Genomic DNA, 18,187 nt, shown 5'->3' on the forward strand with positions numbered 1-18,187 from the left:
GGAATTTGAATGATGAAACACAAACACCCCCTTGTGAATTAAAACCAACGGGGGTGTTTTTCTTTTGCAAAAGTGGCAACAGATTGGGTTATAAAACATGGCTTTGGTGAAGTAACGAAGCCATGTTATTTGAGAAGTTAATAGAATAATTTTTGTATTTTACATTTTCAGTGGTAAGTTAATTAATATCCTTCCTTCATGTGTTAGCGCAATTTAACCCAATCCACCTCTGAGACTTCCCAACTTGGAAAGCAACTCTTTCAGAATATTGTACTCTTGAGAATCACTATTAAGTATCTGAGACTCTTTCCCGAGAAGATGTAGAAGTATTGGCCTTGCTGTCTTCAAAAGGGTATGATAGAAGCTGTTTTCTATGTTCGCCTCCATATCAAAATCAATTCCTAAAATCTCTCTTGTGAGCGAAATATCTAGTTCATACTCTCTTCTTGTTTCTTCATCGATAAATCGCTTCGAAATATTTGGATTAGCATACCTCAAAGCAAATTCCATATCAACGTTGATTTGCGGATAAATTTCTTTAAGCATTTCTATTCCGAAATCGCCGTACTTATCTCTGATTTCCTTGAGAGCTCGACCAGTTCCCAGAAATTCTGGGGGCATGCCAATCGTGTACATCGAAGCATTAAACGAAATAGCTCTTGGGATGTTAACGTTCAACGAAGTATCGATTCCTAAAATCTCTTCCTTTATCTTTTCATCTTCAATTATCGTCCCTAACTTATGAACATCAACAAGCTCCCTGTGATACGATAATCCCTTTCTTGAAGCTGCTAACCTATCACGATTCTTGGGAATAAACACAGAAACATTTGCAACCACGTCTGCGATTTTTAGGAATGACCTGAGATAGTATTTAGTGAATATAGAAATGAAATCCTTAATAATAGAAACTTCTTTCTCGGAAAACTTCTTTGCCTCATGCTTGTCTATATTTTCTTTCAAATAATTCACAAGCTTTTTCGTCTTTTCAGCACCGTGGTCATACCTTAAAGCTGACTGGATAGTTAGTGTACTTACGCCCGAGTAGGTCTTAAGAAAATTCTCCACATTTTCGAGAGTAAGCTGTCCCCTAAACGGCAAGCTACCACAACCCATTATTGTGTAAATCTTTACCTGATAATTTTTTTCCAATTCCTTCGCTTTAGAAATAGATAAAATGACAGCCAACACACTTGAGACCATTCCATATAACAAAGCCGAATCGGACCTTCCTATCATAAACCTTACATACTCAGGTTTCTTTTCCAAACCGTCTATGAACTCGCCCAACAATTTATCCACATTCACAAGGGACACTACATCCTCGTACAGTGGAATCACACTTATTGAATTCCTGTCAAACTTTATGTTGAAATTCCTATTCCCAAGTTCTGTTACAAGTTGAATCCGACCGACCGTATCGAACAGGTCGTTTGAACTCTCGACCATAGGCACTATTACTTCTTTGATAGCTTGGCATTGCGTTTTTTCAAACATAGAAAAATTCGTTTCGACCGCTGCCATAATGCACATTATTTGCCTAAACACAGTTTCTTTATCAGCACTTGACAGCCTCGGGGTTATAAACACATCCCTTCCCGGTATTAGACCATTGTGAAACAACTCAGCTGCCACCTGGAGCGGCTGGTGGTACGGAGTCAACTTCCCTTCAAAATCGATCATAACCTCGTCTATACCGAGTCCACCGGACTCTTGAGGCAAAAGTGAAAAAACCGCTTCATTAGGTTCTTGTTGGACGGATATGTACTCTATTGCATTATCTGGATGTTGCGTCATCATAGTAATTGGTATCCTCATAAAATCCCCCCTAAATCGATAAATCGTGCTGTTGGCCTAATCTCTTACGAACGTTGATACCTCTTTCATAGAACTTAAAAACATCTTGTATTATTAATCGCTAATTAATCATTTTTTCAATGTTTAGGCTAATGTATAAGCTCGTATCTTTTGTTTTTTCATTCTTTCTAATTTTATCACAATTTTACACGGTATTACAAATATTTGTCAAGTCAGCCAAGACTAACAATGTAAACATTTGTTCTACTTTAGAAAAGCTGAAAGACCAACGCATGTAAAAATTACAACATTACAGTGTGTGAAAAATTCTGCACGAAGTATGAACTATTAACTGAAGCGCGAATCTTTGAGAGACCTTAAAAAATTCTTGAAACCATCTTGCTAAACTACCTACTCAGGATATTCTTAAAATTAACCACGTTGAATTTTCAGCACAGTTAATTAACTATTCCCTCACGAACAGATATAACCCGCAAGAAAAACAAAGCATTCAAGTCCAAAGATTAAGCAAGAAAATATATGCCCTCCTACATAAAAATATGGTATAAATAATTTAGCTTAAAAAAATTGAGGGCAGGACAACTTATGTCACCTTGGCTTTTAAGCCATTTAAGGAGTCTGTTGCCTGCCTTTAACCATGATTAGTTGGTTGGGCTTTCAGCCCTCGTCAGCATGGAGGATTGGTTCAGCAGGCTCCCTGCCCTCATCATTCGAAAGGAGGATTTTTCATGGATAACTTCCCTGTTTTCGTCGGCATCGATGTTTCCAAGGATAAGTTCAACGTCTGCGCTATCTCTAATCCCAGTTCCATCATCTTCGAATCTTCTTTCGATATGTCCCAGCAAGGCTTTTCCTCCTTCGCAAACAAACTCTCTGCCTTCCCAAAACAATCCATCATCATCGCTATGGAATCTACTGGCTGTTATCATCTCAACCTTCTGGCTTTCCTTTCTTCCAACGACTTTGCTTGCGCTGTTTTTAATCCTCTAACTGTTAAAAACTTTGCTTCTCTTCGAAAGACCAAAACCGACAAAATCGATGCTCGCATTATCGCTACTGCTTTGTTTTACCTACAACATCAAATTCCTTCTTCTGCTTTTGTCAACTCTGAGCTTCGTGATATTGTCAGAGCACGCGAAAACATTATCCACCGCATCGCAAAAGTTAAAGGCAATATCGAAAAACTGCTCAACGTTCTTTTCCCTGAACTCGAAAGAGTTACCAATATCTACAGTGACACTATCCTCAATCTTCTTTCTCATTTCCCTTCTGCCAAGGCTATTCAAAAGGCTCGTAATCTGGATGTGTTCTTTTCCAAAGACCGTGGCAGAAGTACAAAACTTAATGCTCAAAAACTTAAAGAACTCGCTAATAACTCGATTGCTCAATATTGGCCGATGAAAGAAAAGATTCTTGTGCAAAATATCAAAGAACTACAATTTTTACAGCAACAGCTTGAAGAACACGACAAGATGATGAAAGAATATTGCGAATGTAGTGCGATAAACCTTGATATCGAGATACTCACGTCAATACCAGGTATTGGTGAAAACAGCGCGATGCATTTCTTGGCAGAAGTTGGAGATATCTCAAGATTTAGTACATACAAAAAACTCATTGCGTATTGTGGACTCGATCCAAGCATTGCCCAATCAGGCAAAAGCAAAGTAGAAGGACACATATCGAAAAGGGGCAATGCCCACCTAAGACGAATACTATGGCTAATGGCAGTGAGTGTAGTGATTCACAACGAATATTTCCGAACATACTATGAACGAAAAAGGCAGCAAGGTATACCGTACAAAAAAGCGATAATGTCAGTAGTACACAAGTTATTGCGAACGTTGTACGCAATGTTGAGAAAGAAAGAGAAGTTCAATATTGATTATGCTATCTCACACTCAAAACAAAAATTTAATTTTGCATAGTTGACTACTTAATAAGAAAATAGATTTTTTGTATTTAGAACAATCATTTTATTGTGAAAAATATAATTTAATCTCTTGACACTTTTCAAGGAGCGTCTTATAATACTTATGCAATTGAGACTCAGTTGCAATAAGAGTCAATAGTAAAATTTTTTATCTACAAGGTTTTCAAAAATTCTATTAAGTCACATTAAGACTTTTTTTATTTGCCTATTAGTGAAAAATGTAACTTTAATAAATGTAATTTGCAGGTTATCCTTCCGAAATTCCCTGTGGGGGTGTGAAAGATGAGTGCTTTAATTATTGGCGGTGACTATCTTGGAAAAATAGAAGAAAAGTTGAAAAGTTTTGGATTTGAAAGGATAAAACACTGTCCTGGAAGGTGGTGTTCCCGAAGCGGAAAAATTCATCTAAGTAATTTCGACATAGTAATCGTTCTTGTTGATTTCATCGACCACAATACTGTTGAGATTGTCAAAAGAAAAGCTAAGGCAGCTAATGTAAAAGTCGTCTTTTCTAAAAGATGTTGGAGCTGTTTACATTGTGAGCTAAGGAAAATTTTTAAGAACTAATTCTTTAATCATGCTCAACACAGTGGGAGGTGTGTACTAATGAAAGCAAGATGGGAAGTATTTGGAAAGTTCTTAGTTATTGCGATTCTTGTCTTAGGTATCTCGCTTTTCGGCTCTTCGTCAAATCCAAAAAGGATAGTTGCAGGTACAGTTGCAGTTACTGAGGTCCTTGTCAAACTTGGTATAAGTCCTATCGGTGTTCCAACTACAAGTTACGAGCTTCCCAAGGAAGTTAAGAATGCAACCAAAATAGGTCAACCCATGAATCCAAGCATTGAAGTAGTCAAGAGTTTGCAACCGGATCTATTCGTCTCTGTGGACTCATTAAAACCTTCCTTAGAGCCAAAGCTCCGCGAAGCAAAAATTCCTTACCTGTTTGTCAGCTTTTCCACGTATGACGATTTCTATTCAGCGGTAGAAGAAATAGCAAAAGCCGTGGGGCGACCAGGTGGTGGAAAAGTTCTACTGAATTTGTGGAAGAGTAGAGAAAAGAACGTTCTTAATTTGATATCTAAGAAAAGCAAACCTAAGATTTTGATACTATTCGGAGCACCAGGTTCAATAATGGTAGCAACAGAGAACTCTTATGTTGGTTCATTAGCCAAAAAACTCGGTGCGATAAATGTTGTTGAAAGCAGTAAGGAAGCATATATTCCAGTAAACGTTGAATATCTCCTCGCTCAGCAGCCTGATGTAATACTTAGACTCACGCACGCTGACCCTGAAACCAGCAAAAAGTTGTTTGATAAAGAGTTTAAGGAAAACAGTGTATGGAAACACTTTAAGGCGGTATCCGAAGGTAAGGTATACGATTTACCGAATACTTATTTTGGAGTAAGTGCTAATTTATATGCAATAGACGCTTTGGAAAAACTAGCCGAGTTGTTATATAACATAAAGATAAGATGAACGAAAGTACTCGGAGGCGATAATTTGAGCTATCTTAGAAGAAGAACTTTATTGTTTTCGATAAACATTACCTTACTACTGTTAACATTTTTCGTATCTTTAAACACCGGAGCTGTTAAAGTCGCTCCGGCTGAGATTCTGAAGTCTCTCTTTTCTGAATCTACTGGGACTTCGGGTATTGTAAGAGACATTCGTCTACCACGCTTGCTCATAGCAATAATCGCAGGAATGAACTTGTCTATTTCAGGGGTTATGTTACAAGCAGTTATGCAAAACCCGTTGGTTGAACCGGGAATAACCGGAATATCAGCAGGCGCAGCACTTGTGACCATTATCTTTTTCCTATACTTTCCACAAAACTATTACTATTCTCCAATATTAAGTTTTTTTGGTGGGATACTCGCAGCTGTGGTGGTTTACTTCATGGCTTGGAAGAAAGGATTAACTCCCGTACGGATTGTTTTGTCTGGTGTTATTGTCAATTCACTACTCGGCAGCATGATCTCGCTCATATCTATTTTAAACAGTGAAAAAGTTGGGAGTATTTTGTCATGGCTAAACGGTTCACTCGCTGGACGTGGGTGGTCGCAAGCTAAGTCCTTAGCTATCTACTCACTGTTTGGATATGTGATGTCCGTTTTGGTGCTAAAAGCTTGCAATGTAATCCTTCTTGGTGACAAAAATGTTCAAAATGTTGGCTACAATGTCAATCTTCTTCGAGTAGTAATTTCTGCAGTTGGTATCTACTTGGCTGCAGTCAGCACCAGCATAATAGGCATAGTTGGTTTTCTTGGTCTTGTCGTGCCACACATTTCTAGGTTCATTGTTGGCAGCAATTATTACGTTCTCGTTCCTTATTCGGCGATTTCCGGGGCTCTTTTGTTGCTTGTAGCAGACACACTTGCAAGAACTCTTTTTGCTCCAACAGAGCTTCCTGTTGGAATCATAATGTCACTCATCGGCGCTCCATTTTTCCTGTTTCTTTTGAGGAAAAGGAGCTAAGAAAAGGGGGTAAGTCATGAATAAAAGTGCTTTCGTTGTGGAAAGCTTAAGCTTCTCCTACTCAGAAAAACCATTACTAAAGGATCTCTCTGTTCTTTTTCATGAAGGTAAAATAACTTCTATACTCGGTCCAAACGGTTCGGGAAAATCAACCCTTCTTCACATCTTGGGAAAGTATTTATCACCAAAGGATGGCACAGTCTACTTAAACGGAAAAGAACTAAGGTCTTTTCATAACAAAGAATTATCAAAAATTTTATCTATTCTTTTTCAAAAAAATCACGTATTTTCTGACATCACTGTTGAAGAATTGATACTCCAAGGAAGACATCCACATAAGAATTACTTTGAAACGTTCACCGAAGAAGACCGAAAACTAACTGAGAAATATATGAAGCTGTGCAGAGTGCATCATTTAAAGGACAAGAGTATTACGAAATTATCAGGAGGCGAACAACAACGCGTATGGCTGGCATTTGTGCTAGTAAGACAACCGAAGGTTCTCCTGCTTGACGAACCAACAACATACTTGGACATTAGACACCAGCTGGAAATATTGAATATTGTGCGAGAGCTCAATAGAAAAACACAAACAACAGTGATAATGGTGCTCCATGATATTAATCACGCAATCCATTTTAGCGACTACTTAATATTCTTGAAAGACGGAAAACTCATCGCCCACGGAATTGCTGAGGAACTCAATTTCAAAAGAATAATAAAGGAAGTTTACAACGTAAATGCTGAAATACTGACGATAGACGGGAGTAAATATATAGTTACAAGATACTTAGAGAGGGGGGAAAACGATGAAAATTCTAATAACGTATTCGAGCTCGACTGGGAATACGAAAAAAGTTGCTGAGGGAGTCTTTAGCTCACTCTCGGAGAAATTTACTGATGTGGAATTAAAAAGAGTCAATGAAGTCGACAACATTGATGAATACGATATTATTATACTTGGCTGCTGGATTGACCGCGGCTTACCTAATGCGGAATCGAAAAGATTCATAGAAACCATGCGGAATAAAAACGTTGGATTTTTCATAACACTCAGTGCAAGATTAGAATCCCAACATGCAAAGGATGCTCTTGAAAAAACCGAGGAATTGTTGCAAGCAAATGGTAATAAAGTTTTCGCAAGGTACATGTGCCTCGGAAGATTAAATCCCAAACTAATCGAATACTTTAAAACCCTTCCGAAAGACCATCCGCACGCACTAACCGAGCAAAAACTAAATTGGTACAAAGAACTGGAAGAACATCCTAACGCAGAAGACATAGCAAAGGCACAGCTTGTGTTTTTACAAGGAGTTGAGGAACTATGGAACAGCAAAGTAGAATAAAGACACATCACGGTGCTATGGGGGACTTGGGTTTTCTGATAAAGGGACAATTCACGTTAGAGGAATATCTTGAAAAATATACAAATAAACCAAAAAAAGCTGGAAATATATATATACACATTCCTTTTTGTGCCAAGACCTGCTCATATTTCCATCTCTTTCAGAGAGGAGTGCCTTTCCTACGATGGAGGGTTCTATCAAGGTTCGACTAACGTGAGGAAGATTTCCATCTCTTTCAGAGAGGAGTGCCTTTCCTACTGCTCTTGTTGATGAAAGCAAGTTCAAACAATTGTCCGAAAATTTCCATCTCTTTCAGAGAGGAGTGCCTTTCCTACCCTGAGAATGAACTAATAACGATTGAAATTCAGGAAATGAATTTCCATCTCTTTCAGAGAGGAGTGCCTTTCCTACAGTAGAAAGGGAGGAATGACGATGGACACACTACTCAGAGATTTCCATCTCTTTCAGAGAGGAGTGCCTTTCCTACTCTTGCCTTCCAGAATAGGCATAAATAGATGTAGTTTGGAATGCGATTTTCTCTACCTCCAAAGTTAGACTGTCTAAATTTTGTTTTAGTATGGCTAACAGTTGCAAATTTTCTTGAATCCATGCCGATTCCCTACCTGTTTTTGCACTTGTTCCTTAATACGTGCTGATGAATAAATGATTTGAGTTAGCTTTTCACTTTGAAATATGTTCGTAACAATAGGTAGAGAATTTTTTATATTATGTCTAATCACAAGCGGAGAAGCAAGAAGAATACGTATGAGAAAGAAGAAAATAAAATCACTTTGTGAAATGAAATACCTAAAATTCAACGGAGAAGCGCATGAATAGAAGGGGTTTTGAAGATTTTAATTCAAGCAAGTATTAAGATGTCAATGACCGAAAATATAGTATTTATGAGAATTTATGTATTATTGAAGGTGGTGCATTTTTGATAAAGTCTCCACGTGTCGGGCGTTTGTAAAAGAGTTTTTGTTGATATTTTTTTCATGTCAAATTTTATCCTGTTGGGTAGTGTATGAAGTATCAAGGGAGAATGCGCCAGTCTTGTGACCGGCGCGTCAGGATGAAAAGCGGTCTAAGATAGCGGGTCGAGATTTTTGAGGTAGTATGGTATGTAGTGTTTCTCTTCGCCGAGGACTACACGTGAGTAGTGTCTTGCTTGTTTTTCAAATATCGTTCTTATATAATTTGTCTCATCATCAAGATGGTATGGCAGCTTTTGACGTATGTGTTCTTCAAATAGTGCAATGAATTTTTTCATTCCCTCTTTGCTAAAGTAACATATATCATTTTCTTTGTACTCGAAGTCAGATTTCGTGAATATTCTAAGGTTTGATGCGTTTATTACAAAGTTGTCGACGATAATTGCCCTGTATTCTTCGATTAAGTCAAAGAGCAGGGCATGTTTTGAGACGTCCAACGTATGGAGATTGCCAAAGTATGGATCCAGCCCTACTGCGTTCATTGCTAAGAGCATCTCAACATATAGAAAGTGGTAGCCCATCGAAAGCATGGCGTTGATTTCATCTTTTGGTGGATGCGCTGTTCTTCCGTTGAATTGTAATTCGTCATTCTTTATACATTTCTTCACTCCTAAAAAGTAGTATTTCGCCGCTATTCCCTCGTAGCCCCTCACCTGATCAACATTTTTTGCACTTTTCACTTTGTTCATTATCGCCTGTATTGCCGCTTTTTCTTCGCCGAGTAATCCTTTTGGAAGTTTTTTAGCTTTTTGGTTGAGGAGATTGTAACTGTTTTTCAATTTTCCCAATACTATAGCCTTTGCAATGTCTGTTTTGAATTTCTCATCTTGTGCACGTGCATATTGAGCAAGTCTCAACAACACGTTTCTGTATTCATCAGTGTAGAGTTTCCCTCTGTATCTTCCGTGTTTTGTCATGAAGATAACTTCTATTTTGTTGTCAAGGCAGTAGTTTGTCATCGCAGTAGTCAAGGTTATGTTACCCAATATCATTATCCTTTCAATTTTCTTTAGTGGAAATTCTTCTATTTCCCTTTGCCCTTTTTGAATTACAAGTCTTCCTTCTTTCTTATGCAAGACTGCACCTTGTTCTGTCAAATAAAGAGTCATTTATACCACCTCTTATTATTGGCTTATATAAAATAAGGTACGTAGAATCTCCATTCTCCCCCAACTTTCGATATCTTGTCGTTTATGTACAGCGGATACGGTAGTTTCAAAGTCATGTATGGTGAAGGATGGTGCAGGAGCGTTGATAGGTACGTTTGTTTTGCTATATCGTTGTTCTTCAGCTTTGTTGCGTTTTTAACAATTTTAATTTCCACACTTTTTTGCGATTGGTACGTTTTCGGAAAGTAGATGTAGTTCGTCTCGTTGAGTTTGATTATTTTATCTTGTAGGTTGTAGTGGCTGTTGTACATTGAGTTTTTCTTGATTTCGACAAGTGCATATTCTTCTATCCTTGCTTTAAGTGTCTCTTCTATCTCTGATATCTCTTCAAGGAACATACCATCTCTGAAGATTATTATCCTTTTTGGTTCTCTGTTGTACTTGATTTTGTATGTCTCTATTGTCTTGATTATCTCTGACTCTATGAACCTTTCATCTGCCTTCTCTGTGAGCTTCGCGTTTTTCCTAACCGCTACTCTCAAGACTTTGCCAAGAAAGTCAACAGATGAGAATATTATATCCGATGAGTCTTGCATTGCACTGTGTGCAATATCTATACCAACAAATACGGTTCCAGGTTCAATTTTTAGGTAGTACATGATATTCCTTTCGTTTGTGAAATTCACAATCTTGTAGGCAAAGCTGTTGATTGTGTAGGCTTTTGATTCGAGAATCGTCTTCTCAAGCACAGGCATTAGTATAAAGTTTCTTGGAAAGTTACGTATGATTGGGACTATGTTTCCGTAGAACTTTTCGAGGAATATAATAGCAACGACTTTCTCGTTTGTTTTGAATGGCATGCTTGGAGTGAACGTGCTTTCGTCGTACGTGAAAAAATAGCTCCCATTTGCCGGATTCTTGAGAAATGACAGTTTCTTTATTCCAAGATTCTTGAATGCTTTTGTAAATATTCCGTTGGGATGGAATAGTGTTGTTAGGGTTTGCTTGAGTTTCATATATTGTTCTTTCGACTTAAAGAAAAATGCAATTTTTATACTCCCCTCTGTCTTTATCGGGTGGAGCTTGAAAATATCGTTTAGTCTGTCAGAAGTACCATCTTTAAGTTGTATCTCATAAAAATTCTGTATAATGTTTTCATTTGCCATTTGTGTTTGGGAAGATATCTCAATGGCGTCTTTCAAGAATTGCAAAGTAGAAAGCTTCTTCAACTGCTCGGGAAGTACTTCTTTTTGAATCTTTATAATCTCTTGCAAAAAACCGTATTTTTCAGCATCTGTAGACGTGTACGAATAATAGTACGCGGGTAAGTCTTTCACCGAAACTATATTCTCATTCACAAATATCTTCAATTGGTTCTTGTCTGCTTCGATGACTCTAAATGATTTCCCTGTTTTGAAATTGAAAGCCAAGACAGATTGAAGATTTGACTCAACTGTCGGTTTTGCCGAGAGGAATTTGAGTTTTGGAGCAACAAGCAAGTACCATTTTTCATCCAGTTTCAGCGTTCGGATTAGGTACATTAGATAATAGCTTACCTCACCGTTTGCAATACTGCCTACTGGGCGTGGGTTGACAAATATATTCTTCGAATAAACTTTTAGATATCCGTTATCCTGGAATAGTTTCCCTATATACGCATCAAAGACTTTTGTAAACAACCTATCATCATTCTCGATTATTTCCTTCTTATCAATCTCATATTTTGAGGCTTCTAACGGAAGAATCTGCACCTGGACTAATGGTGTATCAACCCAAACAAGGTCATTCGAATAACTGAAATGGATGTTGTTTACCCTTGAAAGGTTCGATGCAAAGATTTCTGGTTGAGTTGTTTGATTGAAGTAATACGTTCTTTTAACTACTGGTGGAAGTTTTATTTTGAAAATATTTAACGGAATTCCGTATGATTCATATCCCATTTCGTCACCTCCTCACACAATATATATGTCCTTGTCGTAGAAACTACCTTTATCCGTTCCGATAGTTAAGATCTTCTCTCTGAATTCCTTTGGAATTGCATATATTCGTATTGTGTCTTCAGATTTCTTTATCTTCTTTTTCAAACCCTTTATCATGCTCGACAACTGCTGTTCATTTAGCTCCGTTTCGAAAACGGAATACTGCACTCTGACGCCATAACTCTCAAGGTACTTTGCCACATGCCTTCGCCTCTTATCATCGACTATGTCATAGCTCACGACATAGAACATTCACATCACCTCGCTTAAATTCTTTCTGTACTTTACGCGTTTCAAATAAACTCTATTCTTATTTCTCCTCTATCATCTACAACAATCCTTCCGTCTTCAAATTCAATAACTTTGGAATCACTTAGCTTTTGTTTCAGCAACTCTTTTAGCTTTCTCATCTCGACTTCAATGTGTACCTTTTCGTGGGCTTTGACAATGAGCCTTTCCGCAATTTCTTCAGGTTCCAACCTTTCTAAGTACTGAGATTCGCTAAACACGTAATTAAGAGGTGTATTAAAAACCTGTTTAAATCGGCAAACACATTTGCTCAGATCTAATGGGATATTCAAACTCGTTGCCAATGCCTTTATCTCTTCGCATGTTGCTGGGATGTTCCCAACCTCGTCAAACAGATTTCTCACCTTTTCCTCGCTGTAATCTATTGTTTTCTCAAGAACTTTTTTTGCAACACCATAGCCATTTGGAAGGTGCTTCAATAAACTTACAAGAATCTTTTCTTCTTCAGCAGATATGTGGGCAAGTGTTTCGATTTTTCTCATAATCTGGTCAACTACGAAGCAGGAACTCTCAAGGAGTGTTAGTTCTGCACTGTTCCTTGATGAGTGAATCTCGTTTCTAAGAATCTTCTTGAAAACTTTGGATGACGAAATAGTGCTCTTTTGAAAAGTACTCGTTTCTTGCGAGATAGTAATTACCTGGTTGCTTTCTTTCTTAACCTTTGAACTTACTTTTTTTGTTTTAATACTTTCAATTTCGCTATCTTGGATATCGTAATCTGTGTCGACGTATTCTCTGAAGAGTGATTCAAGAAGATACGATGAATTTGGCGAAATATTCAACAAGAAGTCTAACTGATTTGAAATTGGCGATAGTTTTTCATCTAAAAATACACATCTTTTCTTCGTTTTCGCATGGACACCGAACGGAACTTTTATCAAATTGCCAAGTCCACCGTTGAGTTTATCTTGCTTAGGAAATATCTCTACCTTAACTGATTCTGGGACTTGCAATTTTTCCAAGATCTTTGCAAGTACAACCCTAACCTTAAATGCAGCAACCGGAATATCAAAGAAAATCCACAAGTGATAACCCTTTCGACCACTGAATTCGATATATGCATTCAAATTATCAGAACGCAAGAGGTAATACAACATCTTAGCGGTCTCTTTACAATGAAACTCACTCGACAAATCGTTCTCAAAATCTTTTCTTACGTCCACGTCATACGCAGCAAATTTTACGGTATCATCACTTCTCAAAACGTACACGCCTAAAGTTTTGCGACCTGCGAAGTGCTCAAGAACATCTGAAGAATTCATAGGTCGCCTAACGGGATAGTATCCTTCTGGGGTTTGAACAGCGAAAACATCCTCGCGTCCTGAAAATAGCGACATGAATTTATCAACATACGATTTTTTTGGATGACTAATTTCTCTCTCTTGCTCAAGCTCTCTGACCTTTTCCTTATTTCCAACCTTCTTGTACAGCACTATTGCCTTTTCGGTATAACCAATGTTTTCGTAAACCGTAGCGAGCATCGAGACAAGCTCTTTTGTGTAAACTTTCTTGTTTAAAACTATTTTCTCAAGAACTTCTTTTGCCTCACTGTATTCCTCAAACTCGACAAGCAGCTTTGCAAACCTGATTAAAGAACCATCTTCCACGGTCAAATAGTCCCTGAGCTCCTTGTATACCTCTAAAGCCTTGTTAAATTCAAATTTCTTCTCATATGAAACTGCCAAGTTCAGCTTTTCCTTTACATCTTTCGGGAAACTCATCGAAACACCTCCTTTCGTCATGTTCCATCATACTCAGGTCATATAAACAAGCTTAGCTTTACATTAACAAAATCTCCGAGTTCTATCTTTTTTAGCTCAAGACCATAGTACTTTTGGTAATACATATTAACTAAATAAAGTGCCGAATCCAAAATTACCCTACTAAGCCCATCTAATATTGCAGGCTCAACATTTGCTACCTTTTCTCCGTCAGCTTCGAAAACACAAACCACTTTATTGCTTCTCAAATCCCAAACACGGATCGAGAGCTTTGTACTCTTCCCGCTAATATCGAAACTCCTCAAACTAACAAAACAACCATATTCAGGACACACATTACATAAGCTTTTACTCACAACAGAAACAACGACCGGCGTCGCAATGTGCTCTACGACTTTTGAATCTTCAAAAACAAACAACTCGCCATATTTACCGAAAAACACATTAAATTTCAAGCAAAAATGCATATCCGAGCAACTAACATATAACTTCTCAGTGAAAACTTTTTTTCCCTTTTTCACATCAAACACCTCCCTTTGTGCAATCATAAACTACCACGAGTCTTCCATATTTACACTTGACATTTATATAGCTTAAAAGTGACATTATAAACAAAAAGCCTTGGTCAGACGACCAAGGCTTCTATTCAGTTCTATATGTACTTAAATTGATTATCGTTCATATTTCTGCTGCAAACATAAATAAAGACAAACTCATACTTTCTAATCCCTTTCAAAGAGAACAGCCTTTCCTACTTCTTCGGCCAGGAGTTAAAAGTAATTAACAAATTTTTCCATCTCTTTCAGAGAGAGGTTCCTTCCTGACCATTTATTCAACAATTACTGCTGGGTTCACTTAGTGAACCGTTTCCATCTCTTTCAGAGAGAGGTTCCTTCCTGACGTTAAAAGGTTTTTAAATTCGAAAGTGAAGGAAGTTTTCGGTTTCCATCTCTTTCAGAGAGAGGTTCCTTCCTGACCTAAAAGTATTATATCACAGAACAACGAGTTTGAAAATAAGTTTCCATCTCTTTCAGAGAGAGGTTCCTTCCTGACTTTTATGGCAAACATAAGAGAAAGATTTGTTGAGGAATTGGTTTCCATCTCTTTCAGAGAGAGGTTCCTTCCTGACAAGTTTACTTCCCTGTCCTTATCGGCAGACAAAATTTCTTGTTTCCATCTCTTTCAGAGAGAGGTTCCTTCCTGACTTTTACCAGAAGGAAGAAACAATACTCGATATAAGAAAGGAGTTTCCATCTCTTTCAGAGAGAGGTTCCTTCCTGATAGCTACAAGAAAGGAGGCGAGGCAGGTGAGTGAGGCTCAGTTTCCATCTCTTTCAGAGAGAGGTTCCTTCCTGACTTGAGGTTATTGATTTGGAGTTCGATGGGGATGTTGTCCCCCGTTTCCATCTCTTTCAGAGAGAGGTTCCTTCCTGACATTTTACGAGTACAGATTACTACCAGGAAAATATGTTTGGGTTTCCATCTCTTTCAGAGAGAGGTTCCTTCCTGACCTCTGGATATTCAGTCTCTTCTCAAAGAGGTGGTACTCCAAAGTTTCCATCTCTTTCAGAGAGAGGTTCCTTCCTGACCGAAGACAGATGGGAATGGGAAGAATACGACACGGTAGACGGTTTCCATCTCTTTCAGAGAGAGGTTCCTTCCTGACTGGTGAAGCTATATTCATACGAACATGGAAACGAAATCGGGTTTCCATCTCTTTCAGAGAGAGGTTCCTTCCTGACATTAAGATCCAGGTGAATAACAAGACGATCGACATTGGCAGTTTCCATCTCTTTCAGAGAGAGGTTCCTTCCTGACAAGGCGCAGGTAACGCCTTCCTGTTGGGAGGCTATAAACCTGTTTCCATCTCTTTCAGATAGAGGTTCCTTCCTGACCATTCAAATCCAAAAAGCGTCCAACGGGCGCTTTTGGATTCGTTTCCATCTCTTTCAGAGAGAGGTTCCTTCCTGACAGAACCACTTGAACTCATTGACACACGAGGAACTTGCTCGTGTTTCCATCTCTTTCAGAGAGAGGTTCCTTCCTGACACACTGCGGGATTTGAACACAGAAGGCGACGAAGACGTCGTGTTTCCATCTCTTTCAGAGAGAGGTTCCTTCCTGACAAATGGAATTAAGCGATTATGTAACGAAATTACTCGAAGGTTTCCATCTCTTTCAGAGAGAGGTTCCTTCCTGACTTTTAGAGGGCAAGGTAGAGAAGCGGAATGACGATACCGTTTGTTTCCATCTCTTTCAGAGAGAGGTTCCTTCCTGACTGAATACCGCTTCATTGCTAATAGGAGTAGAAGAAGTAGGTTTCCATCTCTTTCAGAGAGAGGTTCCTTCCTGACATTTCGTTGTGCGTTCACTGAGTTCTACAATGATATTTGAGTTTCCATCTCTTTCAGAGAGAGGTTCCTTCCTGACCACGTTAACAAACAAGACAAAGGAAGTGGTGAAAGCAAATGTTTCCATCTCTTTCAGAGAGAGGTTCCTTCCTGACTGGTTACAGCAAGGGAGTGATAAGTGATTGGTTGAAGTATCGTTTCCATCTCTTTCAGAGAGAGGTTCCTTCCTGACGAATGAGATTGTAACAATAACATTGGATTCTACAGAGTTTGTTTCCATCTCTTTCAGAGAGAGGTTCCTTCCTGACATAACAGACCAAGAAATAATTAATAAAAAAATCGAAGAACTGTTTCCATCTCTTTCAGAGAGAGGTTCCTTCCTGACATACAAACATTTTTCGGAGAAGCAAATCTATACGAATTCGAGTTTCCATCTCTTTCAGAGAGAGGTTCCTTCCTGACTTCCAGAAATAGTCAAGCTAGTAGTCCAAGCAGGGCTTGTGTTTCCATCTCTTTCAGAGAGAGGTTCCTTCCTGACTATCTTGACGTAACAGTAAAAGTGAATGGTAAGGAAAAAAGTTTCCATCTCTTTCAGAGAGAGGTTCCTTCCTGACAAAGATGTAGTTATGTTGAGCTTTGTCCGTTGAGGGAGTAGTTTCCATCTCTTTCAGAGAGAGGTTCCTTCCTGACATACTGACTATGACAAGTTTATATATGAGTATGCACAATGGGTTTCCATCTCTTTCAGAGAGAGGTTCCTTCCTGACGAGCAGACAATTGCTTTTCCTAATGGCAGTGTGTTTGTTTTGTTTCCATCTCTTTCAGAGAGAGGTTCCTTCCTGACTCAGATAGAAGAAAAGCATCAAGTCTTATTCTAACGGGGTGTTTCCATCTCTTTCAGAGAGAGGTTCCTTCCTGACATACTGACTATGACAAGTTTATATATGAGTATGCACAATGGGTTTCCATCTCTTTCAGAGAGAGGTTCCTTCCTGACGAGCAGACAATTGCTTTTCCTAATGGCAGTGTGTTTGTTTTGTTTCCATCTCTTTCAGAGAGAGGTTCCTTCCTGACTCAGATAGAAGAAAAGCATCAAGTCTTATTCTAACGGGGTGTTTCCATCTCTTTCAGAGAGAGGTTCCTTCCTGACAATTAATAGAAGAAATAGTTAATCAAAAGATTGAAAAGCTAGTTTCCATCTCTTTCAGAGAGAGGTTCCTTCCTGACTACATTGAAGTTAAGGTAGCGGTAAATGGTAAGGAAAGAAGTTTCCATCTCTTTCAGAGAGAGGTTCCTTCCTGACAAAAGGTGTTGAAAAATCAAAGGTTAAGAATGCAATATGTTTCCATCTCTTTCAGAGAGAGGTTCCTTCCTGACACGGCTTCGGAGTACGGGACGAAAATACACGATGAGCTTAGTTTCCATCTCTTTCAGAGAGAGGTTCCTTCCTGACATACAAACATTTTTCGGAGAAGCAAATCTATACGAATTCGAGTTTCCATCTCTTTCAGAGAGAGGTTCCTTCCTGACTTCCAGAAATAGTCAAGCTAGTAGTCCAAGCAGGGCTTGTGTTTCCATCTCTTTCAGAGAGAGGTTCCTTCCTGACGGGATGAGATTTGAAGAACTTAGAGCGGAATTCGTGCCCGAGTTTCCATCTCTTTCAGAGAGAGGTTCCTTCCTGACTAGCCAAGATACACCAAAGAACTGTCAAAATGCAGCTCCGCAAGTTTCCATCTCTTTCAGAGAGAGGTTCCTTCCTGACAGATTCGTGATTTCTTTAAAATTGTAAGTGAGTCATGGAAGTTTCCATCTCTTTCAGAGAGAGGTTCCTTCCTGACTTACGTACAACATATTCAACATGGCTGATTATGGTGTACCAAGTTTCCATCTCTTTCAGAGAGAGGTTCCTTCCTGACAAGGCTTTTTGTACTATGGATGGGAGAAACTTGAATTCATGTTTCCATCTCTTTCAGAGAGAGGTTCCTTCCTGACACAAAAGGTTAGCAAATTATACATATACGAAACAAACAAAGTTTCCATCTCTTTCAGAGAGAGGTTCCTTCCTGACGACAGTTCACAAGAAGTGCAACAAAACAAACAACAAGACGGTTTCCATCTCTTTCAGAGAGAGGTTCCTTCCTGACTGATGGT

At 38.6% G+C, this 18,187-nt stretch carries 13 protein-coding genes and 1 CRISPR repeat array (1 of these 14 running past the window's edge); of the genes, 6 read left to right on the plus strand and 7 right to left on the minus strand.

All coding sequences use genetic code 11. From position 1 onward, the window contains the following. Positions 1 to 213: 213 nt before the first annotated feature. Positions 214 to 1,818 (minus strand): phosphoenolpyruvate carboxylase, encoded by a 1,605-nt coding sequence (gene ppcA / locus IB67_RS01205; RefSeq protein ID WP_464309293.1) that lies wholly within the window; start codon positions 1,816 to 1,818, stop codon positions 214 to 216. Between the two features lie 728 nt (positions 1,819 to 2,546). Between ppcA and IB67_RS01210 the strand changes: the two genes are divergently transcribed. The 6 genes from IB67_RS01210 to IB67_RS01235 all read left to right on the plus strand — a co-directional run bounded on the left by IB67_RS01210 (position 2,547) and on the right by IB67_RS01235 (position 7,575). Then, on the plus strand, positions 2,547 to 3,746 hold the full coding sequence (locus IB67_RS01210) for an IS110 family RNA-guided transposase (protein ID WP_498875160.1): 1,200 nt from the start codon (positions 2,547 to 2,549) through the stop codon (positions 3,744 to 3,746). Positions 3,747 to 4,033: 287 nt separating this feature from the next. Beyond that, a complete protein-coding gene (locus tag IB67_RS01215; protein ID WP_498875347.1) occupies positions 4,034 to 4,318 on the plus strand; it encodes a DUF2325 domain-containing protein in 285 nt (94 codons plus the stop codon). A gap of 39 nt (positions 4,319 to 4,357) precedes the next feature. Beyond that, positions 4,358 to 5,227, plus strand: a complete 870-nt coding sequence (gene isdE, locus IB67_RS01220) for a heme ABC transporter substrate-binding protein IsdE (RefSeq protein ID WP_498875348.1) — start codon at positions 4,358 to 4,360, stop codon at positions 5,225 to 5,227. A 24-nt stretch (positions 5,228 to 5,251) separates the two neighbouring features. Further along, entirely contained in the window at positions 5,252 to 6,229 is a 978-nt protein-coding gene (locus IB67_RS01225) for a FecCD family ABC transporter permease (RefSeq protein ID WP_498875349.1), read from the plus strand. 16 nt (positions 6,230 to 6,245) lie between these two features. After that, the gene (locus IB67_RS01230) at positions 6,246 to 7,094 is read left to right on the plus strand and encodes an ABC transporter ATP-binding protein (RefSeq protein WP_498875350.1); all 849 of its coding nucleotides are present in this window, start codon (positions 6,246 to 6,248) and stop codon (positions 7,092 to 7,094) included. Further along, positions 7,039 to 7,575 carry a flavodoxin family protein gene (locus IB67_RS01235; protein ID WP_498875351.1) on the plus strand — a complete coding sequence of 179 codons (537 nt, stop codon included), beginning with the start codon at positions 7,039 to 7,041 and terminating at the stop codon, positions 7,573 to 7,575. Before IB67_RS01230 ends, IB67_RS01235 begins: the two co-directional genes overlap by 56 nt. 445 nt (positions 7,576 to 8,020) lie before the next feature. Here IB67_RS01235 and IB67_RS01240 read toward each other — a convergent pair whose 3' ends face one another. From IB67_RS01240 to IB67_RS01265, 6 genes are all read right to left on the minus strand, one after another. Beyond that, positions 8,021 to 8,185, minus strand: coding sequence for a hypothetical protein (locus IB67_RS01240; RefSeq protein ID WP_498875352.1), 165 nt, complete (start codon positions 8,183 to 8,185; stop codon positions 8,021 to 8,023). A 474-nt stretch (positions 8,186 to 8,659) separates the two neighbouring features. Next, positions 8,660 to 9,676, minus strand: a complete 1,017-nt coding sequence (cas1, locus tag IB67_RS01245) for a CRISPR-associated endonuclease Cas1 (protein WP_072761040.1) — start codon at positions 9,674 to 9,676, stop codon at positions 8,660 to 8,662. Positions 9,677 to 9,699: 23 nt separating this feature from the next. Beyond that, entirely contained in the window at positions 9,700 to 11,616 is a 1,917-nt protein-coding gene (ago, locus tag IB67_RS01250; protein WP_072761037.1) for a protein argonaute, read from the minus strand. Positions 11,617 to 11,628: 12 nt separating this feature from the next. Continuing rightward, positions 11,629 to 11,907: a CRISPR-associated endonuclease Cas2 gene (cas2, locus tag IB67_RS01255; protein WP_072761035.1), complete on the minus strand. Its 279-nt coding sequence runs from the start codon at positions 11,905 to 11,907 to the stop codon at positions 11,629 to 11,631. A 41-nt stretch (positions 11,908 to 11,948) separates the two neighbouring features. Next, positions 11,949 to 13,685 carry a CRISPR-associated primase-polymerase type A1 gene (locus IB67_RS01260; RefSeq protein ID WP_072761032.1) on the minus strand — a complete coding sequence of 579 codons (1,737 nt, stop codon included), beginning with the start codon at positions 13,683 to 13,685 and terminating at the stop codon, positions 11,949 to 11,951. A 38-nt stretch (positions 13,686 to 13,723) separates the two neighbouring features. Then, positions 13,724 to 14,206, minus strand: a complete 483-nt coding sequence (locus IB67_RS01265) for a hypothetical protein (RefSeq protein ID WP_072761030.1) — start codon at positions 14,204 to 14,206, stop codon at positions 13,724 to 13,726. Between the two features lie 268 nt (positions 14,207 to 14,474). Further along, positions 14,475 to 18,187: direct repeats of the CRISPR family, unit length 36 nt; unit sequence GTTTCCATCTCTTTCAGAGAGAGGTTCCTTCCTGAC; it runs 1,597 nt beyond the window's last position.

Source organism: Fervidobacterium riparium (genome assembly GCF_025370035.1).
GTDB lineage: Bacteria > Thermotogota > Thermotogae > Thermotogales > Fervidobacteriaceae > Fervidobacterium > Fervidobacterium gondwanense.